The 25,065-nt window shown below is 40.8% G+C and carries 18 protein-coding genes; 7 read left to right on the top strand and 11 right to left on the bottom strand.

Annotated elements, in window-relative coordinates; all coding sequences use genetic code 11:
- Nucleotides 1-201 precede the first annotated feature (201 nt).
- Nucleotides 202-1,416 (top strand): 4Fe-4S binding protein, encoded by a 1,215-nt coding sequence (locus GW828_RS07560; protein WP_273059362.1) that lies wholly within the window; start codon nt 202-204, stop codon nt 1,414-1,416.
- A 75-nt stretch (nt 1,417-1,491) separates the two neighbouring features.
- Here the strand turns inward: GW828_RS07560 and GW828_RS07555 are convergent, their stop codons facing one another.
- The 8 genes from GW828_RS07555 to acuR form a co-directional block, all read right to left on the bottom strand.
- Nucleotides 1,492-2,961, bottom strand: a complete 1,470-nt coding sequence (locus GW828_RS07555; RefSeq protein ID WP_124015514.1) for a carbon starvation CstA family protein — start codon at nt 2,959-2,961, stop codon at nt 1,492-1,494.
- Nucleotides 2,962-3,188: 227 nt separating this feature from the next.
- Nucleotides 3,189-5,771, bottom strand: a complete 2,583-nt coding sequence (locus tag GW828_RS07550; RefSeq protein WP_273059365.1) for an acylase — start codon at nt 5,769-5,771, stop codon at nt 3,189-3,191.
- A 336-nt stretch (nt 5,772-6,107) separates the two neighbouring features.
- A complete protein-coding gene (locus GW828_RS07545) occupies nt 6,108-6,623 on the bottom strand; it encodes a VF530 family protein (RefSeq protein ID WP_124015512.1) in 516 nt (171 codons plus the stop codon).
- Between the two features lie 431 nt (nt 6,624-7,054).
- Complete coding sequence (locus GW828_RS07540) at nt 7,055-9,973, bottom strand: PAS domain S-box protein (protein ID WP_273059367.1); 2,919 nt, start codon at nt 9,971-9,973, stop codon at nt 7,055-7,057.
- A 44-nt stretch (nt 9,974-10,017) separates the two neighbouring features.
- Complete coding sequence (locus tag GW828_RS07535) at nt 10,018-11,757, bottom strand: putative bifunctional diguanylate cyclase/phosphodiesterase (protein ID WP_273059369.1); 1,740 nt, start codon at nt 11,755-11,757, stop codon at nt 10,018-10,020.
- The gene (locus tag GW828_RS07530; RefSeq protein ID WP_124015509.1) at nt 11,750-12,187 is read right to left on the bottom strand and encodes a response regulator; all 438 of its coding nucleotides are present in this window, start codon (nt 12,185-12,187) and stop codon (nt 11,750-11,752) included. The genes GW828_RS07535 and GW828_RS07530 overlap by 8 nt, the downstream gene beginning before the upstream one ends.
- Nucleotides 12,188-12,519: 332 nt before the next feature.
- Nucleotides 12,520-13,503: an acrylyl-CoA reductase (NADPH) gene (acuI, locus tag GW828_RS07525; RefSeq protein WP_273059371.1), complete on the bottom strand. Its 984-nt coding sequence runs from the start codon at nt 13,501-13,503 to the stop codon at nt 12,520-12,522.
- Nucleotides 13,504-13,608: 105 nt separating this feature from the next.
- Nucleotides 13,609-14,250, bottom strand: a complete 642-nt coding sequence (gene acuR, locus GW828_RS07520) for an acrylate utilization transcriptional regulator AcuR (RefSeq protein WP_273059372.1) — start codon at nt 14,248-14,250, stop codon at nt 13,609-13,611.
- A 1,061-nt stretch (nt 14,251-15,311) separates the two neighbouring features.
- Here acuR and GW828_RS07515 point away from each other — a divergent pair.
- The 5 genes from GW828_RS07515 (at nt 15,312) to proC (ending at nt 20,268) form a co-directional block, all read left to right on the top strand.
- Nucleotides 15,312-15,488: a hypothetical protein gene (locus GW828_RS07515; RefSeq protein ID WP_165870053.1), complete on the top strand. Its 177-nt coding sequence runs from the start codon at nt 15,312-15,314 to the stop codon at nt 15,486-15,488.
- A 3-nt stretch (nt 15,489-15,491) separates the two neighbouring features.
- Nucleotides 15,492-16,988, top strand: coding sequence for a sodium/proline symporter PutP (putP, locus tag GW828_RS07510; protein ID WP_124015506.1), 1,497 nt, complete (start codon nt 15,492-15,494; stop codon nt 16,986-16,988).
- Nucleotides 16,989-17,002: 14 nt separating this feature from the next.
- Nucleotides 17,003-18,109: a glutamate 5-kinase gene (gene proB, locus GW828_RS07505; RefSeq protein ID WP_124015505.1), complete on the top strand. Its 1,107-nt coding sequence runs from the start codon at nt 17,003-17,005 to the stop codon at nt 18,107-18,109.
- Nucleotides 18,106-19,353 (top strand): glutamate-5-semialdehyde dehydrogenase, encoded by a 1,248-nt coding sequence (locus tag GW828_RS07500; protein WP_182697533.1) that lies wholly within the window; start codon nt 18,106-18,108, stop codon nt 19,351-19,353. Before proB ends, GW828_RS07500 begins: the two co-directional genes overlap by 4 nt.
- A 75-nt stretch (nt 19,354-19,428) precedes the next feature.
- Nucleotides 19,429-20,268 carry a pyrroline-5-carboxylate reductase gene (gene proC, locus GW828_RS07495; RefSeq protein ID WP_182741592.1) on the top strand — a complete coding sequence of 280 codons (840 nt, stop codon included), beginning with the start codon at nt 19,429-19,431 and terminating at the stop codon, nt 20,266-20,268.
- A 117-nt stretch (nt 20,269-20,385) separates the two neighbouring features.
- Here proC and GW828_RS07490 read toward each other — a convergent pair whose 3' ends face one another.
- Nucleotides 20,386-20,916 (bottom strand): NUDIX hydrolase, encoded by a 531-nt coding sequence (locus GW828_RS07490; protein ID WP_273059376.1) that lies wholly within the window; start codon nt 20,914-20,916, stop codon nt 20,386-20,388.
- Nucleotides 20,917-21,452: 536 nt separating this feature from the next.
- On the opposite strand from GW828_RS07490, the gene GW828_RS07485 reads away from it, so the two are divergent.
- Entirely contained in the window at nt 21,453-22,622 is a 1,170-nt protein-coding gene (locus tag GW828_RS07485; protein ID WP_273059377.1) for a GGDEF domain-containing protein, read from the top strand.
- Nucleotides 22,623-22,674: 52 nt separating this feature from the next.
- Here the strand turns inward: GW828_RS07485 and GW828_RS07480 are convergent, their stop codons facing one another.
- Complete coding sequence (locus tag GW828_RS07480) at nt 22,675-23,922, bottom strand: dicarboxylate/amino acid:cation symporter (RefSeq protein WP_182755089.1); 1,248 nt, start codon at nt 23,920-23,922, stop codon at nt 22,675-22,677.
- A 246-nt stretch (nt 23,923-24,168) separates the two neighbouring features.
- Nucleotides 24,169-25,062, bottom strand: coding sequence for a cold adaptation protein AtcC (gene atcC / locus GW828_RS07475; protein WP_273058177.1), 894 nt, complete (start codon nt 25,060-25,062; stop codon nt 24,169-24,171).
- Nucleotides 25,063-25,065: the final 3 nt, after the last annotated feature.

Raw genomic sequence — 25,065 nt, 5'->3', positions numbered from 1 at the left:
AAAAATAAGACAGGTTAATGACAATCAATTGAAACAAGCTAATTAACACAAGACTTAACAATGTTTACATAAATAAAACAAACCAATATAGATCATATATTTAGAAAACTATTATTAAGTTTGGCGACCCAACTCACATTCGCTTGAATGCTGAGGTTTTATCATTATTAACCGAGAGAACCACAGCACAGGCATTGGATAATGAGCACAATTGAATCAATCACCTTAATGCTAGCCCTAGTGTATAGCACTAGCCTACTGTATTGGAGTGGCAAAAAATGGGGGGCACTCGCTAGCGGAGCATTATTACTTGGTGCCACCTTAGCCAGTTTTTTTTGGCCATTATTGCTCCTATTGCTCGTGTCAGTATTAATCGTCACCGCAGTAGGGCAATACCAACCTGCATTTGCTAATGCTGAAGGTAGACCCAACCAAGTACGTGAAATTTGCCAACATTTTTTTGCCCTGGCGATGTTATTAGTCGGGGTGCAATATGCCATCAACGCAGGCTTATTATATGCAGGAGAAACACCTTGGTTAATGCGACCCGATATCGGTGATGCATTTTTACCTATTGCTGGCGGCATAGAACTTAAAGCAATTTTAACCTTAGGCCTATGGGATCAAAATCACCCCGCGGCGGTAGTGATGCTCTGTGTCGTCCTACTGACCGGTGTGGTGTGCAAACGCGCTTTTTGTGGTTGGGCTTGCCCGCTGGGACTTGCTGGTGAATACCTGTATAAACTAAGAAAGCGTGTTATTCATGCTGAACTATTACCACCAGCATGGATTGACTGGCCACTGAGAATGGTCAAGTATTTGCTACTCGCAGCGCTGCTTTATTTGGTCATTTCTATGCCATCGGCAAGTATTCCACACTACTTAGAGGGCAATTATCACAAAGTAGCTGACTTAAAAATGGCTGTATTTTTTATGATGCCATCCATAGTTGCACTAATAGGTTTTAGTATTATCTTTGTCTTAGCAGCATGGCGTCGCCAAGGTTTTTGCCGTTATATTTGCCCCTATGGCGCACTGTTAGGTATTGTCAGTTTTTTAAGCCCATTCAAAATACGCCGCGATACTCAACATTGTTTAATTGATGCCAAAGGCATGAGTTGCGATAAATGTACTCGCGCATGCCCTGCTAATATATCAGTGCATACTCAAAAAAATATTCGCTCCGACGAGTGCCAAGCCTGTATGCGTTGTGTATCAGCCTGTCCAAAAAAACAAGCTCTACAATTTAGTACTCGTAATGGTATTCAGCTATCCGCCAGAGGGATATTAATAGTGTTGCTGACCACTATGTTTATGTTACCGCTATTTGCTTACGTCAGTGGCTACTGGCACAGCCAAACACCCAATAGTATTAAGATGGAACTGATACAAAAGCTTGATCGTGTGGGTCACTAATCACATCGATTTTTAGCTGAACAATAAAAAGGGCTGCATTAAGCAGCCCTTTGAATGAATTAACGCTGTAAAAAATTATGCAGCAGGAGTCACTTTACGCTTGTTGTGCGCAATAATCAGAGCAATAAGACACACTACCCCCACCACGATACCCGCTGGCTGGCTCATCTCTTGTGGAAAACCTAAGCCAATACCGGCAGTTAAAATGTACGACAAAGTCACACAAGTACCGATAATAGCAGGCAGACTAACAATCCAATGGAACGCGCCGCGATCAAACAGATACTTAGTCGCTAGCCACAATACGCTGGTAGATAACAACATATTAGAGAATGCGAAGTAACGCCAAATTAACGTAAAGTCAATTTTGGTCATAAAGTAAGCGATAATTAACACAGGTACCGCAACTAACAGACGGTTAGTCATGCTTTGTGGAATTTTAAACGCATCGATAATGGTTAGACGTAACGATCTAAATGCAGTATCACCAGATGTAATAGGGAATACAGCAACCGCGATAACCGCCATAATACCACCGATAACACCTAAGTAAGTGGTTGCGACTTGATTAACCACCATACCTGGGCCACCTTGAGCAAGAATAGCTTTTAGCTCAACATAACCACCAGGGAATGCAGCAATACCCGCTGTTGCCCATACACAAGCAACAATACCTTCAGCAACCATGGCGCCATAATACACTGGACGAACATACTTTTCGTTGGTTAAACAACGGGCCATAATCGGAGCTTGCGTTGAATGGAAACCACTGATGGCACCACAAGTAATGGTCACAAACAATAATGGCCATACAGGTAAACCGTCTGGATTAGGCTCTAATAAATCATTGTTGTAGTGGCTGTGATTAAAATAAGCAAATACATCGCCAAATTCTGGTAGTTGTGGCGCATGGATTAATAACGCCACTGCAATAGAGGTTGTCATCACAATCATTAGCGCGCCAAAAAAGGGATAAAGCTTAGTAATAATTTTGTCTATCGGCAGTAATGTTGCGAAGAAGTAGTAAGCTAAAATAACTAATACCCAAAAGGTATTATTAGCAAAAATAGTATCTTTAAAATAATCTAAGTTACTCAGCAAACCTGCTGGGCTCATGATAAACACCACGCCAACAAAGAACAGCAGCATAGCGGTAAAGATCAACATGGCCGCTTTAAAGTAGATGTTAAAATAATGCCCTGCAATTTCAGGTAAGCTTTTACCGTCTTCCTTAATGCTCATTACGCCAGAAAAATAATCGTGTACTGCACCACCCAGTATATTACCCAGCACAATCCACACCAGTGCAATAGGGCCGTACAACGCACCTAAAATGGGGCCGAATATCGGTCCAACTCCGGCAATATTAAGAAATTGAATTAAAAACGCTTTCGCTGGATGAACAGGAACATAGTCAACACCATCTTCAAAACGCGCTTGGGGGGTTTTTGCGTTAGGGTCAATACCAGCTTGTCGTTCTACAAACGGACTATAAAACTTGTATGCAAGCAGCAGCACGCCAATACAAATAAGAAAAATCAACATTGTTTTGTTATCCCATTAATTATAATAATATTTAGTTGTGAGTTTGTTGTAGTTACAAGAATAGGTCAAGCTAGGTCTTCTTATACCAAAGTAGGGGTTGATAATCTAAAAGCGGCACAGAATGGGGCTAATTTGATAGCTTTATTGATTTTAATCACAAACTTAGTTAATTGTTGATGGAAAACCAACCTGCAACTAACAGGTTGGTTTATTTGGTCTGACCACTACTAATTTCGTTGGTAGGTCAGCTCTGTAGTGGATTCAAGTGATGCTTGGATCTCTGCCTCAGTGAATAACAACGGACGTAACTGCTTTTGTGTAGAATACAATTCACTCTGATCAGAAAAGCTCGGGCTTAGTACGTTACTCGATTCCGAATAAGTCAAAATGCCTTTTGCTTTAGGACCATCATCAGTAAAGCTGACGGTCATCATCCAACTTGAACCATAACGCACTTGATATCCTTGTGCGGTTAATCCTGATGCTGTCGCTTTACCTGTCACAACATCTAATACTGGTGCGTATTTATGTTGAGGGATTAAGGTGTCATCACCAGATAAGCTGGTTGAAAATACGTTGAATCCCCCCTCAGCATTATGACTACCAGGCCAAGGTAACTTAACCCTAGAAGCACTGCCATCAGGGAGTGACTTTTCAACAAATTGCACGTCCCCTAATGCAGCATCAACAGCAAAGCCTGCCGCTTCGAGATTCAACGCCGCATGGGCTAAAGCCATTAATGCGCTGCCATCAGTATTAAGCTTATTAGGTGTGCTTGCGGCGCTCATATAATCAAACGGCTCAGTTAACATAGTATTTTGATCAAATTGATGGGCAAACTCACGAATTAACGCTCCCCCTTTACTGTCATTATCTTGTTTACCGTTCCAGGCTTTTAATGCTGCACACGATGCTGAGATATCTTTAGACAATGTTGCACTCACCATCACAGGCGTAGAACCTTGTTGATCACATTGGCTAATTAAATCAGTTAACACAATTTCAGCGAGATAGGCGCGGTTAGATAACAAAGCAGCTTCTAATTCGTCAATATTAAATTTCCCGTCATCACCCGCAGCATCATTCATTAAGGTTAACCCCATGCGAGTGCGGAGCGACAATGGGCCTCGTTCTGGTCCGTATAAAGGAGAGAAGTTTTCTAAAGGAGCAGCAAGGTTGGTCGACCAAAATGAGTTATTTGAATTTTGTACAAAGTCACTTCGCTCAAGCTTGGGCGCACGCTCGTAAGGCATAGGCTCGCTAAAACTAAATGCGGAGGTATTACCAGGTAAAATAGTAAATCCCGCCTGTGCTTTAGCCGCAACAATCGCTGGGGTGGTTCTAATAATATCGATCATTAAATCAGAAAAACCCGGCACAGTAGAATCATCAATATAAAATGCATTACCTTCTTTATCGGCATACATGGTGTTATTGAATATTACCCCATCATAATTTTTAAACGCTTGTTGAAATTCATCTTTATTGCTAGCGAGGTTCATGGCTAACCAATGATCAATCGGATCTTTGTTGGCCATATTGGCATCTTGAATAAAGAAAGCTTGGCCATCATCCCACCCAAACGGCGCTAATGTGGGCGGCGCTTCAACCATTGGACCTTTAGCTGTGGTATAAATATCTTTTTCCGCCACCAGCATGCCTGCCGCGCCGCCATTAACTAATATCGAAACCGTTTCTTTGGTGATCGGCAATGGCGACCCGTCATACAAATATTGCAATCTATCACCTGAAACTAACTCAAGGTTATACATTACAAAGTGTTCGGCGGTAGAAAAGGTATGCGTCCAAGCAACATCTTTGTTAAAGCCTATGTTAACCAACCCTGGCATACCGACTAACGAACCGCCCATCACATCCATTTGTCCTGGTATAGTTAAATGTGACTGCCAAAAGCGTAAATTACCAGTATGCGGAAAATGTGGATTACCCAACACCATACCTTTGCCATTTTCGGTTTTGTCTTTGCCTAATCCCCAACCATTAGATCCCAAATTACGAGGATTCGTTTCTGGAGTGGTAATGTTTGCCGCACGGGCAATTAAGGTGTTGTTCATATCATGTACAAACGCGGTCTGTGCTGCAGACGGTGCCGGCCCCACTATACGCGGTAAATATTCTTGGCCATCACCGGGGTTAGCATAAAAAATCAAATCTAAAAAGTTTGCCGCACCAGGTAATAATGCAATAGAAAATAAATAGCTGGCCACATCAACACCGGTAATGGGTTTAACCCACGGCTGACCGGCGCAAAATGGCTCGCCAGTTTGAGTCCCGGCTTCTATGTCACTAAGATATTGATTATATCCAGCACTAAACCCTTCCATTAGTGCTCGCGAATTATAACTAAACTGCGAATATTGGTTTTCAGCAAGCTGGCGTATTTTTAACGCTTTATATGCAAAGTCGGAAATGAGGTTACCATTATCTTCACTGGTCGGAAGACCAGTTGTAAAATCAAGCGATGCATGAGGACCAAAGTACATCGACCGTTCTGAATTGGCTTTGATAAATCCATCCGCCATCACACATAAATTATCCTGCGCTTGGGCATAACCGTTACCGAAACCAAGACTTTCTAAATTGTCAGCGGTAATGTGCGGCACCCCATATTGGGTACGACGAATTTGCGCTTTTAAAGTGCCATTAGGGGCAAAAGCTTGCAGTAGAGGAGCGGCTTCAGGCTCAGGTGTGACTTGAGGAGTTTTACCGTATTGAGTGTCGTCACCGCAACCAACAATAACCACGCTAGATGCGATACCCATGGCGAGTAAGGTTTTATTCAGTTTCATTATTATTATCCTGTTGTATCCCAATGCTAATAGCAAAATGGGTGAGGTACTTAATCCCTTATGCCTCAAATTAAGCTAACAGCACGACCAACATAACCCCAGTTACCTTGATACGAATGCGCCGTAGTTAATTACAACAAAGACATGCATTTCTATTTAAGCAATCATTGTGTCGCGTGTCTACACCTTGACAAAAATAGCCAACCTAATCTTAGAAAGGCACTGAACGCTATATCGCTAACTAAGATATAATTTATGCCCAATAAAAAACGCAACCCAAAAATATTATGATTATCTTTGGGTTGCGTTAGTATGGACATGAGATTAATCGAGCCGTTATTTATTCCACGGATTGTTTGGATCAAATGTCGGCTGAGGCTTATTTTTATTACTACGCTGTGTCGCTGCATCGCTGTCATTTGAACGACTCGATGATGAATATGAAACTGATGACGGAGAAGCATATGAACGACTTTGATTATGCTTCATTTGTTCATAATCGGCGGTTGCTTTGGCTTTCATTTCTGCGACTAACTCAACCGTTAAAGGTTGCGGTTTGCGTGGTAAAATACCGTCAGCAAAGCCACGTTCTCGGGGTTTTAGTTCAAATTGTGCAGAGTTACCTTTTGGCATACGCTTAAAACGATACAAATAAAAATTTTCAACGCGTTCTCTGGCCCATTCGGTTTTTTTAAGAAACTTAACACAAGCTTCTATATTGGGATTAGTGTTGAAACATTCTAAACGCAACGCGGCGTATAAAATTTTCCAATCATAAAATGCCACTAACTCAGAAATCATCGTTTCTGATTTTAAACCGTGAAGTGGATTATTTTGCTGCAGTTCTACCATGTTTTCTCATGACCTCAAAAAGCTGTCTCTACAATCTACATAGTTTACCGTGAAATGACGCTATCGTCTTTATGCATCTTGCATAGTCGCTGATGCGTATTGAAATTAAATGGACTTTCTTACAGATGACGCTTCACTATCACTTATTTCATTATTAAGCGTATAAGCGATAAATAGTGACACCCAAATAAACGACTTTATAAATTAACCAAACATCGCCTCCAAAAGACTCAACAGATACGCTAACTGTTGAGTTATCCGAAGGGCTAAACATTTCAGTTTATGTGGCGATTTACAGCGGAATTTAGCTTACCAATCAGGTGCCAAGCTAAGTTGCTGAACTAAAAAGCTGAGCTAAAGTGCTAAACTAAAGTGCTGAGGCGCCTATAAAATCTTTTTCAACGATAACCCATACGATGGCAAAATTAACACTACTCGACATCTCTGGAGTTAGGCATCAAGTTTTGTATTTCCATTGGCCAAGTAAACTTGAAACAAGCGCCCTTTTGCACACTCGTATCTAAGCTAATTTCGCCCCCCATGGCGACCACTATCTTTTTCACAATCGCTAATCCCATGCCACTGCCTTCCACTTCATCTCGAGGTTTTAAGGTGGTGAACATGGTAAATATTTTCTCAGAGAACTCATCAAGTATCCCTGGGCCATCATCTCTAACCACAAATTCATAAAAAGGAGCGTTCACCTCCATAGATACATATACAGTGCCTTTTCCGGTGTCATGATGTTTAATCGCATTATTAATCAGGTTTCTTATCACTTGTTCAAGTGGCACACTAGCAGTCGTTATGTCGGTTGTCGCGGACTCAAACTCCAGCGAAAAGGCATTTTTGGTATTGCATAAATCAAACACATTTTCGACCACAGACTTTATATTAATTGAATGAATAACATCGCCTTTTTTGCCCGCTCTTGAATAGGAGAGTAAGTCATCTAACAGTTTTTCCATCCGGCTAATACGACCACGCATTAAGCGTAAATGCTCAGCATCTTCAGCTTCTAATTTGTCTTTTAAATCTTCTTCTAACCAGCTGGCTAATTGATCAATGCCGCGTAAAGGCGATTTAAGATCATGGGAGGCAACGTAGGCAAAGTTATCCAGTTCGGTATTACTTCTGGAAAGTTCCTCAATGAAATATTTGCGTTCTGAAATATCTTGCATGGTTCCTGCAAGCCTAACGGCTTTACCATTTTCATACTCTATAGTGCCCGCAACCTTGACCCATATGAGCTTATTGGCAGCATTAGTAAAACGCACCTCAACATTCCAATCTTTCCCCATTTCAATGGCTTCTGTAAGGGTTTTGCGGATAATCGGTTGTGAATCTGGCGTATAAAATGCAATTGCTTCGTCTAGAGATAATTTAGAACCCAATGGCAAGCCATGAATACGATAGGTCTCTTCAGAATAAAACAACTCGTTGGTGATTAAATCGAGCTCCCAGCCACCAATGCCAGCCATTTTACTGGTGCGGTCTAAATTTTCGGTGACCTTTTTTAATGCGCTTGCTTCGAGTTCGCTATCCGTTAAATCAACAATAGATGAAAGCAGTTTTTTACCTTTATGCGTTTCAATAGTGCATAACCCAATGGATAACGGGAATATAGTGCCATCTTTGCATAAACCACTAATATAATAGCGTTCGGTATCAATCTCTTCACCCGCGGCAATAAAGAACGATTGTCGCCAGGCTAAATGCTGTTCACGAAAAGACTCAGGCACCAGCATAGCAATATTGTTACCTAAGAGATCGTCTCTTGAATAACCAAACAACCTCTCAGTCTGTTTATTAACTAACTCAATAACGCCATTATAATCAACCAGCAAAACCGCATTGGGTAAGGTATCTACAACCATCTCAAACAAATGCTCTAATTGCCTTCTCAATGTGATGTCAACAATACCGCAAATAGCTTGTAACTCACCCTTATATTCAATAACACTCAAACCTATCTCTAGCGGTACTTCTTTGGCGGTTTTGTGTAAGCCATATAATTCTCGACCGCCGCCCATTAATTTAGTTTCAGGTGCAGAGAAAAACGCTTGCATAAAATTAGGGTGTACATGACAAAACCTTGCCGGTAATAGTACATTCATCGATTGGCCTAACAACTCACCTTGGGCGTAGCCAAAAATACGTTCAACTTGAGTATTGGCGAGGGTGATAATACCTTGTCGATTAACCACCATAATACCATTAGGGGCATGGCTTAATATTGAGTTTAGTTCTTGCTCCATAGTCAAAACAGTATTGAGGTGTTGTTGCTTAGCCTTTAATGCGACTTCATTTTTTGTGTTCTTCAATAGCAGTATTAAAATGCCAATAATGACCCAATACCAAAAAATCACCGTGAGTGTTTTGGTTATTGCTAGGTGATTATTTGCCACCGCAAGCACCACCACTTTTCGCTGTGTATTGGTGCTATCTAAGTAAACATTCTCATCAGAAAAAAATAATACCTTAAGCCAACTAAAAAAATCACTGTCATCCTTGGTGAGGTACATACCGTCACCAACATCAGTAAAATCGTCTTCTAGTGTGTATCGTTGACCAATATCAAAGCCAAAGGTTTTCGTCTTATCTGGATGAAGTAAGTAATCACCAGCATCATTGACTAAATAGATATTAATATTTGAGTAAGTGCTGGTGATATCTAGTTGAGAAAATAGTACTTCAGCAGACACATTAATCACGATTTGCCCAATCGATTCTTTTTGCGGTTTCGCTTGAGAAAAAACTAATGTACTCACCCGCATTACCGGTAAGTAAGGGAAGACAAGTGAGCCATTTTCTTGATTGAGATTAAAAGGCGATACGTATACATCACCCTCTTGTAATTTTTGAGCTTCAATAAAATAATCTCTATCACTTTTTTGTTGTAAAGATGAATCAGGTAACGCGATTACGCTACCTTTCATTCGTTCTACTCGAATCGTCTCAAAGCCCGTTTTACTATCAATAAAACGCGCTTGTTCTAGCTCAGGAATACTTTGAATATAATATTTAAATACGTCTTTTAAGTGAGCAATATGGGTATTAAATTGGGCTTGCTGTTCAGTGTCTAATACTGGTTGGTGAGCAAGTGATGCAATGCCTTTTACATCAGGCAGTTTAGATAGGAATAAAGTTTCACGTTTTAAGTTATCTATGTGTTCTCTAAGTATGTCGGCTTTCGCGCGCGCGACGGTATCAATTTCACGCTGTATCGAGCCGACTTCTTGCCAATAAACAAAATGACAAATAATCAGCATTAACACTGCCGCAAATACAAAAGTGATTGCCGATGAATGCGGTTTAATACGATTTAACAAAGGTATTTGCTTTAACATAATTATCTCAATAGTGTTTCATTACCAAATATGCAGTTCACTCACTATATGGCTAAATATTTAGCTTCAAAATCTGCGGCGCAAATCGGTTTAGAATAATAATAACCTTGTATCAAATCGCAGCCTTGAGATTGGCAAAAATCAAGCTGCTCTGCAGTTTCTACCCCTTCGGCAATCACATATAGTCCAAGGTATTTAGCAAAGTTAATCATGGCTTCAAGCACTTTATCTTGGGATTTTTTTTGTTTATAGGCAGCAATAAAACTCTTATCCACTTTTAAAGAATGAATAGGAAACAGGTGTAAATGTTTAATCGATGAATAGCCGGTACCAAAGTCATCCAAAGCTAATTTTACATTTTTTCTGGTCAGCTCATGGAGCCTTTCAACTATGTTTTCAGGGCTATGAATAATCGAGCTTTCAGTAATTTCTAGCTCTAAACAACATGGTGATAATTGACTCGATTCTAAGGCATGAGAAACTAAACTGAGCAATCGCACATCTTGTAATTGTAAGGCAGACAAATTGACCGATATGGTCAGCTCTTCGTCTAAGAGGTTATATTGCAACTGCCATTGCTTTAATTGATTACAAGCCGTTTGTAATACCCACTGACCGATCTCACTAATTAAGTTTAATTCTTCAGCCATATCAAGAAATACGCCTGGCGCTAAAACACCTCGGGTAGGATGATCCCAACGGATCAGTGCCTCAACCCCTTTAACTTTTTTCGTTTTTGTACAAATTTGAGGTTGGTAATAAACTACGAACTGCTCCAATTGCAGCGCATAAGACATTTCTTCTTCAAGAATGGCGTTGCTCTGTGTTTCTTGATGAAGAATATCGGTATACAAACAGAAGTGATTTCGACCGTTCTGCTTAGCTTTATACATGGCAATATCAGCACACTTCATCATTGCTTCAGGTGAAGAGGCAAACTCACCTAACATAGAAATACCAATACTGGCTGTTATCGAAAAAGCCGTATTTCCGACTTGTAAAGGAGGGGTCAATGCATCAATAACTTGAGTGGCAATGGCGAATGTTTGTTGCTCTGAATCAATATTATTCGCCAAAATAACGAATTCGTCACCGCCAAGACGCGCTAAACAATCACCGTCTTTAATTACTGAAGCTAATCTAGTGGCTACGTTTTGTAACAGCTTATCCCCAGTAAAATGGCCTAATGTGTCATTCACTTTTTTAAAATTGTCTAAATCGATAAACAGAAGCGCGATGTTATCACCGGTGAATAACACTCTAGTACAAGCATCTTTAAGTGTTTTCTCAAAAGTATAACGATTGATTAATTGTGTTAATGAATCTCTATTTGCTAGCCATTCTAATGCGTTATTTTTCTCACGCACTACGCCTTCAAGAAACTGACGATGTTGCGCCTGACGGATAGTTCTCATTAAACGTTCGGAATTGACCTCGGTTTTTAACAGGAAGTCGTGCGCGCCAACATTGAGTGCATTTAATGATAAAATTTCATCTTCATGCTGACTCACCATAATAATCGTTGCGTCTGTTTTTTTTCGCGCTAATAGAACTTTAATTAATGCTAAACCGTCAATATCTGGCAACCGGTAATCAATCAAGAGCACATCAACAATGTTGTTTTCGAACTGAGCGATCCCTTCTTCGCCTGTTTTGGCCTCTATTATAATAATAGGCCGATGACTGGACATTAAAGCACGCCTAATTGATTTCCTATCCACAAGGTCGTCATCGATAATTAACAGCGTGATAGGTAACTCTTGGTTAGCAGCGACGTTATTCATTGTACGGCAACTCCACTACACGCCAATAATGCCCCAACATATCAACAATGTTCAAAAAGGATTCGCCAACTTGTTTTTTGACTATGTATCCAGCAACATTTTTTTTGTAGGCTAACATTTTATCTTGATCGTCACTTGAAGTCGTCAATATAAAGACAACACTTCCGCATAGGTCATCGTCAGCACGGAGTTCTTTCAAAAAGTCGATTCCGCCCATTCGAGGCATATTGATATCAAGTAAAATAATATAAGGTTTGGCAATGGCTTTTTTACGAAGCAGTTCTAGCGCTTCGATACCATCTTTGGCGCGTATGGTGGGATTAGCGATTCTAAGTTTCTTGAGGGCTCTTTCAATACCAAGGACATCTACATCGTCGTCATCAACAATAAATATTGTCACTTGCTTGTGTAGCAGAATGTTCTCGCGCATAAATATTTCATCATCCTTGACATGTTAACCATAATGATTAAGAACTGTTACGGTTCAGTCATCATAAAAATAATCGTAAAATAAAAAAGAGTTAAGATTATAATATTTAAAGTATTTAATGGCCTTATCACGCTGATATCAACACTAAAAATATCTTAATATCAGCGTTTATTTACTGATTGCTTGATACTATCTCACAAACATAATAGTTCAAAAATAAACCACAAATCAATATTAGCTCATCTTAAACAAAATAACCCTACTTAGTCGCATTTTTAATATTTAGCGAGCTAATCGATCATCAACTTAGGCTAACTGATTAAACATGAATGTTAACGATTTACGTCAACAACAACACGGCCGCGAACCTTACCTGCCAATAAGTCACTGGCGACATCAATCGCCTCAATCAAACTGATTTCATGAACTATGTCATCAAAAATGGCAGGATCAAGGATTTCACCAAGACGTTGCCATGCTTCAATACGATCGGCTAACGGTCGCATCACACTGTCAACACCCGCTAACGTCACACAGCGTAAAATGAAAGGCGCGACACTCGCTGGAAAATCCATCCCCTGTGCTAAACCACATGCAGCCACAGTCCCACCATATTTTGTACTGGCACACACATTGGCTAATGTATGACTGCCAACAGAATCTACCGCCCCACCCCAACGCTCCTTAGCCAAAGGTCGACCAGCTTCTGATAAGCTCGCACGATCAATAATGTCTTTAGCGCCTAACTTTTTCAAATAATCACTTTGATCAACCCGCCCGGTAGATGCCACTACCTGATACCCAAGCTTGGCCAAAATTGCGATAGCAAAACTGCCTACACCGCCATTAGCACCGGTCACTAACACTTCACCCTTATCGGGTGTGACACCATTTTTCTCAAGTGCCATTACACATAACATTGCCGTGTAGCCTGCGGTGCCAATCGCCATGGCTTGCTGCGGGGAAAATGCGCTTGGTAGTGGAATGAGCCACTCACTTTTTAAACGTGCTTTAGTGGCTAAACCACCACAATGGGTTTCACCGACACCAAAACCATTCAATAATACCGTATCACCAACGGCAAATTTATCACTATCGCTATGTTCGACTACGCCCACTAAATCAATACCAGGCACCATAGGAAATGTTCTCACCACAGGTGCTTTACCTGTAATAGCGAGGGCATCTTTATAATTAAGCGTGCTATAAAGTACTTTTACCGTCACATCTCCTGCAGGAAGCACATTTTCATCAATGCTTTTTACTGTAGTACGATAACCTTGGTCATCTTTTTCAATTAACATGCCATGAAACATTGTCTTCTCCTAATTTAGACTGCTCGTCTATTAATGAATACATTTTGAGTGAACTTGTACAAACTTAAAAATACACCAACTTAAAATAGAGTGGCTAAGCTAACGTTACTTAGGTAATGCAGCCATAAAAAGATCGCAGTAATTATCCAGCGGTGTGGCCTGTTGCACCAACTTTGCTCGACTGACAGCCCCTTCCCAACCGACCCAAAAGTTTTCAGCTAAAAGTTGACAGTTTGCACTTTCTGCCAGCTCTCCATGTAATTGCGCCTCTTTAAGACACCGAGCTAGACAGTCTTGCCAACTCACCAATATCTCAATAATTTGCGGCCTAAAACTTTCTGGTAATACGCCAACTTCTTGCCCTAAGTTACCCACTAAACAACCACGCTTAAACTCATAACGGATCATGCCTGCTTTGGCATTGTCGACAAAATTCCTAATTCGCCTTAATGGCAAAAATGATTCGTCCAGTAAATGAATTTCCAGCTTATATAAAAAATAGTCGGCATAATTTTTCAATACCGCCTGACCAAATGCTTCTTTACTAGCAAAATAATGATAGAAGGAGCCTTTGGGGACGCCCACTTTTTTTAAAATCGGTTCAATACCCGATGAGGCAAAGCCTTGTTCTGTCAGTTGTTCGAGACCACTTCGAATAAGCTCAGCCCGTGTATCTGGATTATCACGCGACACTTTAGGAGGCCTTCCACGACGTGGTTTCTGGCTTGGACTTATATCTGCACTCATTATTATATCTAAGCTTAAATTGTTCATAATAATCATATTAGACCGAACGTCTAATTAAATACAATATTATTGTGTTTAAGCGCAACCTGGATCTCACATTCTTCAAATATCAACGCTATCACTGGGGCAACTTATGTTAATAATACATCAGATAAATGCCTAAGCCTGACTAAACTGAATAAGAATTTTAGATTGTTTAACAAGGTGATACTGGCAAAATCAGGCACTAGTAACCTCGATAAAATGTATCCACTACTTTACATAATCAACTCAACCCCAATTGCAAACCGAACCGTTAACGCTAAAAGTGGCTTTGCGATACAAACTGTCAACCACAAAAATAATTTGAACAAAAACCATTTGAGCTGTAATTATTAACAAGGTGAACTAATCGATACATCCGCTGCGCGAACGTGCATATTGAATCGAGTAATGGATTAGATAATCGCGCCATAACATAACGAGTCACTTTAACTGAGATGAAAAATCATAGTCAGCAATAACAATAGTGTTATGGCTTTACCATTTATCCTAACCCTCTATATGCATCAATAAAAAGTGTGTAAATCAATAAAACATAATGAAAAGTCTATTTACTTGTTACACATTAACTATCAAAAACAAACATAAGATACTGAAATAAAATATAAAAATAATTATTCGATTAATATTTCGATGATTAAACACCCTATCAAAGACTCTGATATGCCAATCAAATGGCCCTAAAACAACAAAACTGATCCTACATATAAATAAAAAATATAATTTACAACAATTTATATTCTCATGAGAGTATTCACCTAAATGATTGAATAATAACAATCGCTAAAAAGCCCTCCCCAGCTCATCAAGTATGGCCCTGTCAGCTCAAATAGCATGGCCAATAACAGCATGCACAGTCGAGATAAAACCCTCTAAAGTAGCCTTATCCGATAATCAATTGGAAATTTGACGTCTAATCATGCTATTATGATTAGACCACTAACTATCTTGGTGGTTTTTTATTGTTAAATTTAAATCCTTAAACAATAAACCGATTAGCTCTAACCCAGGAGGACATTATGTCAACAGGCACTTTAAGCGAAGAAAATCTCATTACGAATATGTGGAACACAGTGACGTTAAAGCTGAAAGAAGCTTCGCAATTATTATGTTTGTGCGCTCTTTTAAGCACCTATCTCTTTGTTATGTTGAAACCTGAAGGGATTCAAAATCACAAAGCGTTGGGAGGCAAATAATTCATGCATTACCTAACCTATGTCTCATTAGCAATTTATTTCATGGTAATGCTAGGCATTGGATTGTTTGCTTATAAACAATCAACAAGCGATGTATCTGGCTATATTTTGGGTGGCCGAAAAGTCAGCCCACAAGTTACCGCACTATCAGCTGGCGCATCGGATATGAGTGGTTGGATGCTTATGGGCTTGCCTGGTGCAATGTTCTTAGTGGGTTTTGAAACCATCTATATTGCAATAGGCCTATTACTTGGTGCTCTGGTTAATTATTTAATTGTCGCGCCAAAACTGAGGGTTTATACCGAAGTAGCGGACAACTCGTTGACCATCCCAGAGTTTTTTGCAAAACGCTTTCATGCACCTAATAGTCATATACGGATTATCGCAGCGGTTATCATTGTCATCTTCTTTACCTTATATACCTCTGCAGGATTAGTTGCTGGCGGAAAGTTATTTGTTTCGGCATTTGATTTAAATTATGAACTTGGTCTGATAGTTACCTTAGGTGTTGTGGTTTCTTACACCCTACTCGGTGGTTTTTTAGCCGTGAGTATGACTGACTTTGTTCAAGGCTGTATTATGTTTGTTGCCTTGGTTTTGGTACCTATTGTTGCCTACCAAGAGTTCAGTAGTGCAGACAAAATGTTGGACTACGCTTACCAGTCGATTCCGCACTTTTCTGATGCTATGCAAAATGTCACCATACTCGGGTTAATTTCTAGTCTTTCTTGGGGATTAGGTTATTTTGGCCAACCGCATATTATTGTGCGTTTTATGGCTATCCGTTCAGTGTCTGATATCAAAATTGCCCGCAGAATTGGCATGAGCTGGATGACAGTCACTATCGTTGGTGCGCTGGCGACAGGTCTTGTTGGTATTGCTTATGCCAATAAATTTGATATGAAAGTCAGTGATCCTGAAACCATCTTTATTATATTTTCAGAATTATTGTTTAACCCTCTAATCAGTGGTTTCTTATTGGCAGCTATTTTAGCCGCGATTATGAGCACGATATCTTCACAGTTATTAGTATCATCAAGCTCACTAACTGAAGATATCTATCGAGTGGTATCAAAGAAAGAATCAACTGAACAAGAAATGGTCAAAATGGGCCGTTATGGTGTAGCAGGCGTTGCCATTGTGGCGAGTTTGTTAGCACTTGATCGTTCTAACAGTATTTTATCGTTAGTGAGTAATGCTTGGGCTGGATTTGGTGCAGCGTTCGGTCCATTAGTATTATTCAGTCTTTATAAACAAAACCTTACTCATAAAGCCGCTGTTGCGGGTATTGTCTCGGGTGCAGCTACCGTCCTCTTTTGGATATATGCTCCTGTACTTGGCGACGGAAAAGCATTAACCAGCGTGATTTATGAAATGATCCCAGGTTTTATTGTTAGTAGCGTAGTGATTTGGATTACCAGTGCTCTTGACTCGGATCCTTGTAATAAAACAGTCGATACCTTCCATGAAGCGAATCGTGTTTTAACCGAGCAACAGTAATGGAGAACAATACTATGTCAACTTCACATTGGAAACGGATTGTGGTTAAAGTGGGAAGCGCATTAATTGCGCCCCATCAACAAGGTTGTAGCAGCCATTATTTGTTAGGTATAGCCCAATTTATCGCGACCTGTCGTGCTCAAGGGTGCCAAGTAGTTTTGGTATCTTCGGGTTCAGTTGCCGCTGGTAAACATCGATTTGCTGAAACTGCAGAGCCAAGTATTTCACTTAAAAAAGCCATGGCTGCAGCAGGCCAGGCAGATATGATGGCGACCTGGGATAAGTTATTTGACTTCCCTTCAGCGCAGCTATTACTGACCCATGGTGATTTACGCGACCGTGACCGTTATATCAGCATTAAAAATACAATTTTTACTCTGTTAGACAATGGCTTACTGCCCATTATTAACGAAAATGATGCTGTCACAGCAGCCAAATTACGTGTGGGTGATAATGATAATTTATCAGCTATGGTGGCAGCTGCAGCAGATGCTGATGCGTTAATTATTTGCTCTGACGTAAAAGGGCTTTATAACAAAAACCCTAATTTACATGAAGATGCCACACTAATTAAGCAAGTAAGTGAGATTAATGCTGAAATCTACGCAATGGCTGGCGGAGCGACCAGTAGTGTAGGTACTGGCGGGATGCAAACTAAAATCGAAGCGGCAGAGAAAGCGATTTCTCACGGAATTGAAACCATGATTGTCGATGGATTCGACGCAGATACCTTTAATCAACTTTTAAAAGGTCAGAATCCGGGCACGCTATTTACCCCGTATGATGTACCTATGCAAGAACACTTGCATTGGATGATGCATACCTCACAAATTCAAGGTGAGTTAATTGTCGACAATGACTTTAGCGCGGACCTTGAAGAACATGATACCCAACTAACCACTGACGATGTAGTGGCCGTAAGAGGCAACTTTTCCGTCGGCGATACTGTTTTAGTGCGCAAAGGCGATGGCACTAAATTGGCAAAAGCCAAATCAAACTACAGTAGTTGTTTATTACATTTTATTGCAGACCAGGAAGATCGTGAATTTGCCAATAACGCCCAACAAAAAACGGGCCCACTGATCTCTGACAAAAACATCGCCATTTTGGAGCACATATGAGTTTAATTAAAGATTTATCGCAAGCCGCAGCAACAGCTGCACAAACTCTAGCCCTATTAGATGAAAAAGTTAAAAACACCATCTTACTTGATATGGCTCGTGCGCTTAGGGCACACAGCGACGATATCATTAAAGCGAATTTATTAGATCTTGAACACGCCGAAAAAGCTGACTTAGGCGCGGCGATGATAGACAGATTGACACTGACACCTGATCGTATTGAATCCATGGCGGCAGGCATCGAAACCGTAGCATCATTACCCGATCCTGTCGGTATGGTGCGCGAAATATGCCAGCGACCTAATGGGCTTAACATTCAAAAAATGCGCGTGCCTTTAGGGGTTGTGTGCATGATTTATGAAGCACGCCCTAATGTTACCGCTGATGCCGGTGCGTTATGCTTTAAATCAGGTAATGCTGTGATATTGCGTGGTGGTAAAGAAGCGCTTAATTCAAGTAAAATCATTGCTTCTATCTTACAAAATGTGTTGCAAGTATATCAGTTACCTACCGCACTGATCACGGTTGTACCCGACCCAGATCGCGCTTTAATGCTGGAGCTGATGCAGCAACGTGACTTTATTGACGTGATTATTCCACGCGGTGGAGAAGGTTTGATCAACTTTGTGACAGATAACAGTAAAATCCCTGTTATTCAACACTTTAAAGGTGTTTGTCACTTATATGTCGATAAAGACGCAGACCTCGATATCGCAATGTCTTTATTACTGAATGGTAAAACCCAACGCACTGGCGTATGTAATGCCCTAGAGGGATTACTGGTACATCAAGACGTAGCAGCCACATTTTTACCGAAAGTAGCAGCCGAGCTTGCCGCTCATAAAGTACGTATTAATGTCAGCAAGAATGCCCAACAATACTTTGAGCATGCCAATGTTATTAGCGATGATGATTTTGGCCAAGAGTATTTAGATTTAGAAATTGCTATTCGCCAAGTGACTGACTTTGACCATGCGATTAATCATATTCGTCGCTTTGGTAGCCATCACACAGAAGTGATTTGTACCCAAAATGAGTTAACGGCTACGCGTTTTCAACGCACAGTGGATGCCTCAGTCGTGATGGTAAATGCATCATCACGTTTTTCTGATGGTAGCGAACTCGGTCTAGGTGCAGAAATTGGTATTGCGACCAGTAAATTACATGCCTACGGCCCAATGGGCCTTGAGTCACTCACGACTGAGAAATACTTAGTCAGTGGTGAAGGTCAAGTTCGCGCATAATCCAATCGGCACCACAGATAAAAGGCCAAGCGAAAGCATGGCCTTTTCTTTTTAGCGACACTTTCGGAGGTTCCCATCGTTCAACATCAGTCATTAGATCCCAATACCTGTATCGCCTTTATCGGTGGTGGCAACATGGCCAGAGCTATTATCAGCGGCCTACTGAAACAAGGTCACAACAGTGCCAATATTCTAGTGTGCGCCCCAAGTCAAACCACCCGACACGACTTAATCGATACATTCAATGTAAAAGTACATCAAGATAATACCGCCGCAGTTGCGTTTGCTGATGTCATCATTATTGCCGTTAAACCTTTTGTTGTACCGGTAGTGTGTGAGCAATTGAGTGAAGTGATGCAGCACGATAACCGTAAATTAGTTATCTCAATTGCCGCAGGAGTCAAACATGCCACACTGCGCCAGAAATTACATTTTTCACCCAAAGTCATTTGCGCCATGCCAAACTTACCGACCGCCATTGGTGAAGGATTAACAGGATTATACGCAAGTCCCGACACTCACAAACATGATATTGCCCTAGCAGAAAAACTCATGCGGGCTGTTGGTGAAACGGTATGGTTAACAGAAGAAAGCCAAATGTCGACCATAGTGGCGGCGGCGGGTAGCTCTCCAGCGTATTTATTCTTATTTTTAGAAGCAATGGAAAAAGCGGCTGTCGAACAAGGTCTGCCACAAGAAACTGCCACTAAAGCAGTGCTTCAAAGTGCAATGGGAGCAATATCTATGGCGATGAAAAGTCAGCATAATTTGGCTAACCTGCGCCACCAAGTGACCTCCCCTAAGGGCACAACAGAACAGGCAATATTGGCATTTCAAGATGGCGATCTCGATGAGCTTGTCGCCAATGCAATGGCGTGTGCAACATCAAGAGCAAAAGAGTTATCTATTGGTTAGGTCGATGAATTAGGCTGATGTTAATACCATTGGCCCAATGGCACTGTTCTGGCTGAGAATGACTTGATTATCGCCCGCACTCACTGATGACAGGCTCACGAGTAGCTTACGCCTCGCTCACAGTAACTCTTGTTTGATCAGCTTCAGTAAAAAGGTTTCTCGTTCAATCGATAAGCCTTTTTTACTGTTATTGGCAATCGTATCTAAGTTATGCGCTATAGCCTCATCAATATCAATCCACACCGGCACCATGCCATTATTGATTTCATGGGCTTCAAATTGAGTCTCACCCAGCTGATTGTCTATCTCACAAGTGAAGCAATAAGACAGCATGTTCACCGATGTATAACCCTCTCGCTGCCATGGGCGGTATTCTTCATATAAGCCAAATTCCTTAATATTGCGGATCTCTTGCGCGCCGGTTTCCTCTTGTAACTCCCGAATGAGCCCTTGCTCTATCTCCTCGCCCGCATCGACTCCACCACCTGGTAATGAATAGTCATGATAACGTTGGGTATAAAGCATCAATATTTGATTATCACGAATGACAATTGCACGGGCAGCAATACGAGTCAGCATAGTTTTTTGATTGGCATCAATAAATTCTGCAGGAGTATCAGTATGATAACGAGTGGTTAAATAGCGCATTATACGGGTTCATCGCAATAAAAAGCGCATGATACTGTGCCAGAGCTCAGGCTTCAAGTGTGCGTATACACTCATTCAATAGCTGCTTATAAACAAGTTAACACCCGTTTATTGCAAAATATACTCACTCAAACAGTGAAGCTAACTAATGTCACCTTAGTGATTATCAATATAGACAATGGCATAGCTAAAATAGCCTATACTCATACAGACAAATTATTGAGCATTAGAGGCTGTTGGGTTCGCCGCTGAACTAAAGACAATCAAAAGAAATATCCATCAGCCATACACCAAACAGCTTATCTCGGGGCTCTACGCTAATTATCATCAAGTTAAGTCTGTTTTAACCGAGTCATACAATAATAGGATTTGTTTCGATACCACAGCACATAAAACAACTGACTAGGTGGCCGTTATTATTATATTTTCTCTAATAATCATTATTGCTGGTGCTCGCATAATCTGAAATATAGCCCCTATGATTACCAGGCTTAACGGTTAGCATTGATAGAATTTTACTTTGGAATTTGCTTACGATGAAATTTTGGTTAAAACAATTCGCCCAATATCCACCAGATCATCCCGATTACTGGCGAGTCCAATTAATCGGCTATACATTGCTGATTACAATGAGCTACTTTTCCATTCTTGCCCTGATTAATCTTTTGTATTTTAACAGCTTAGAATACACCTTACTCGATAGTGTTGGCTTATGTATTTCATTTGTTATTTTCTACCATTTCCGCAAAACAGGACATGTTAAAATAGCCTCTTGGGCGACCACCATAATGGTGAGCAGCTTAATCATGCTATTTGCCATTTCAGCTAAGGGTCAATCCTACTCATTATTTTGGTCAACGCTCGTCCCACTGATTTCATTTTTTCTTATAGGACGGAAATGGGGAACACTAATTTCATGCCTCACCTTCGCCGTATGTGCTTTTTTGGTGTACCAGCAAACTCAAGACCCTGAGCCTGTAACGATTAGAACTCAAGCCTTATTTAATATTATCGAAGTGTGTATAGCACAAGTTTTACTGATTAGGTTTTACGAAAAAACTCGTTTTTCCGGCTATCAGAAGCTCGCACTTCGCAATTTAGAAATCCAAAAAATGGCTGAAACAGATAAACTCACCGGGCTGTATAACCGCGACAAACTCGATAAGGTTCTAGAACAACTGCTGACCATTAAAGCCGTGAATAACGACGTAATGCCTGATTCTGGCAGCCGAGATAATAAATCGCCATCGATCGATATAGGCGGCGTAGATAATAAAAACCCCACCGAACCAAGGTTACTTAAGCTGATATCTCGTTTTCAATCGCCTATTTCGGTAGTGATGATCGACATCGATCATTTTAAACGCATCAATGATAATCACGGTCATCTGGTAGGTGATAAAGTCTTATGTGAATTGGCGCATTTACTCCAAAGCCAAATGCGCAATGATGATTTACTAGTACGTTGGGGAGGTGAAGAGTTTGTGATGGTATTACTCAATACAACCTTAAATGACACCATAGAGCTAACCGAAAGATTACGCCAATATGTCGCCAAGCAAAATATTCAAGGTCTGGCACTCACAATAAGCTTAGGCGTTGCACAATACAATTCACAAGACTCTGCTGACAGCATATTAGAGCGTGCAGACAAAGCCTTATACAAAGCTAAATCACAAGGGCGCAATTGCGTGGCAGTGGCTTAATAAATGCCACTGCATAATCAATATCAAGCAATGACATAGCATAGTAAGCTTTTTAATTGGCTTTATTAATTGCCTCACTCAGCTCGCTATCGAGTATTTTAGGCACATAATGTTTGCCATTAATACGCTGAATAATTTGGGTCGCGGTTAAATCATGTACCACATTAATCACTGTCGATGCGGCATCGGTGATTGCACCAATGACCACTAAAATAGGGATAACTTCCATCGGTAAACCCAAGGTAGTCACAATAAAAATTTCGCCTAAAAATGCTCCTCCCGGGACTCCACCAATGATAAATGCAGACAATACCGAAATCAAAATCGTTAGCATAAACACATCTGGAGTAAAATCGAGACCTAATAGCGAATAGATAAACACGATTTTTAGCGCGGTGATCGCTGCTGCACCACCTTTATTAAGATTCACTAACAATGGCAAACTAATCTCTGCAATTTGCTCGTTTAAGCCCATTTTAGCGGCGCTACGAATGGTCACAGGTAATGTCGCTAATGATGAACTAGTGCCTAATGCGGTCACTGCGGGTTCAAGCATGTGTTGCCAAAACTGCTTAACCCCTTTTACTCCGCCACCAATCCATGCGTATAGAGTTGAACCTAAGGTAATATATAACGCCATTGCGACAAAAAATAATCCAACAGCTCGAGCAAACGTGCCCATTAACTCAGTATCTTGGCTAGCCATGGTCGCAGCAAAATAAGCTCCAAGCCCAATAGGCGCAACATACATTAATAGCGAAATAACTTTCATGATCACAGTATTTAAACTGTCTAGCATGCGTCCAACTCTCTGGCCATCTTCACCTGATTGACCAATGGCCACACCACCAATCACCGACATAATGATCAAAGCTAAAATGTTTGATTTAGACAATAAACCGACAAAATCATTGGTGGTTAACAAGCTAACAAAATCCATACCGCCTGATGCAGCATCAACCGTATTGGCTAAATCAAGTGTCACGCCTTGGGCAGGATCGTACGCTAACGCCAGCAATACCACACCGACAGCGGGAATAATTGCCATCACAATTGATACCAGCATAATCGACACCAGTATCGCGCCTAATTTCTTTAAATCCGTCATGTGCGCGATAGATGACATCACGCTCACAGCCACCAGAGGTACGATGATCATAAACAATAGATTTAGGAAAATTTGCCCTATCGGCTTGAGCTTTATGGCGAGTTCAGGCACTAAGCCACCGAATAGCCCACCAAGCAATAAAGCACCCAGCAATATGATTGACGAACGATAAGCACGTAGGCTACTGAACATAATGGCTCCTAAAGACAGTTAATCAACACAAAAAATGGCCAGCAAACACGGCCTAAGGAACACTTAACGTACAAGCTAGTAATAAGTTAACTTTTAAATACAGTCACTTATCACTCAGTTGAGCGGTATTTCTCACGAAAACATGTGACGACAAGATGATGGTTTGAACTAAAATATGGCACAAAACCAATAAGATACCAAGCGAATAGAGGAAGCTTACACACAAGTAAGCTTCCTAAAGTGACATTACATGACGATATAGATGGGCCAACCAAGAAGACCGACTAAACCTTCCTTGTATTCAAATCGCTCTAATCGCTCAGGAGAGGCATTTTGAGCAGCCAACTCTTGATAACTTCGAGAGAAATTTAATGTGCGTAGCAGTGCAGAGTTAAAGTTTTTACCTAAATCCAAACGGATAGCAGCTTCAAGCTCCTTAGGTAACTCAGCCAGGGCGAGCTTAGTTTGTTGCTCGATAAATTCGAGACTAAACCACTGCGGCTGAAGTTCTACACTCGTCATACGCCGTTTAAGATCTGGGCGCACTTTTTTACCGTCGAAAAATATCCGATAAAGCACAGCTTCTGCTAAGGTACTTTCCAGATTGATATAATCCATAGGGTCAAAGGTGCCAGCAATATAAAACTGAGCTAACAATGCATTAATAGATTGCTGGCGATTATGCTCGGTTAAGGCTTCTTGATAATAAACCCAACCTTGCCACTCATCACAATCCGGTGGACTCGACACTTGATCAAGCAAGATTTTATCCACATCGCCATAAACCGATTTGCCATGAAGCCTGTACTGGCTCACTTTAGTTAGCATACCCCAGCCTTTCTGAAACGACTTAACCACGCCGTCATCATTGAGCAGCAACGCAATAGCAATATCTTGATTTTGGTTCGACAACGCCATCAAACCAATACTCACAATACCAATCACATCTTGCGCCGCTTCTTCAAGCAAATGCATTTTATACTTGTTATAAAACTTATCTGCGAACTTAAGGCTCATCAAAATGGCTTTCGCTTTGATCTGTCCCAATTGCTCATTACTAAGCACATCTTCGGTTCGGCCATAAGCCAACACCCGACTCAAATAGGGACCCTGATTTTCGTCACGTAATACCAATTGCATTTG

The organism is Shewanella vesiculosa (assembly GCF_009994065.1).
Classification (GTDB): Bacteria; Pseudomonadota; Gammaproteobacteria; order Enterobacterales; family Shewanellaceae; genus Shewanella; species Shewanella vesiculosa.
Note: the sequence above shows the minus strand (reverse complement) of the source record. Positions and strands in the feature narration are given on the sequence as shown.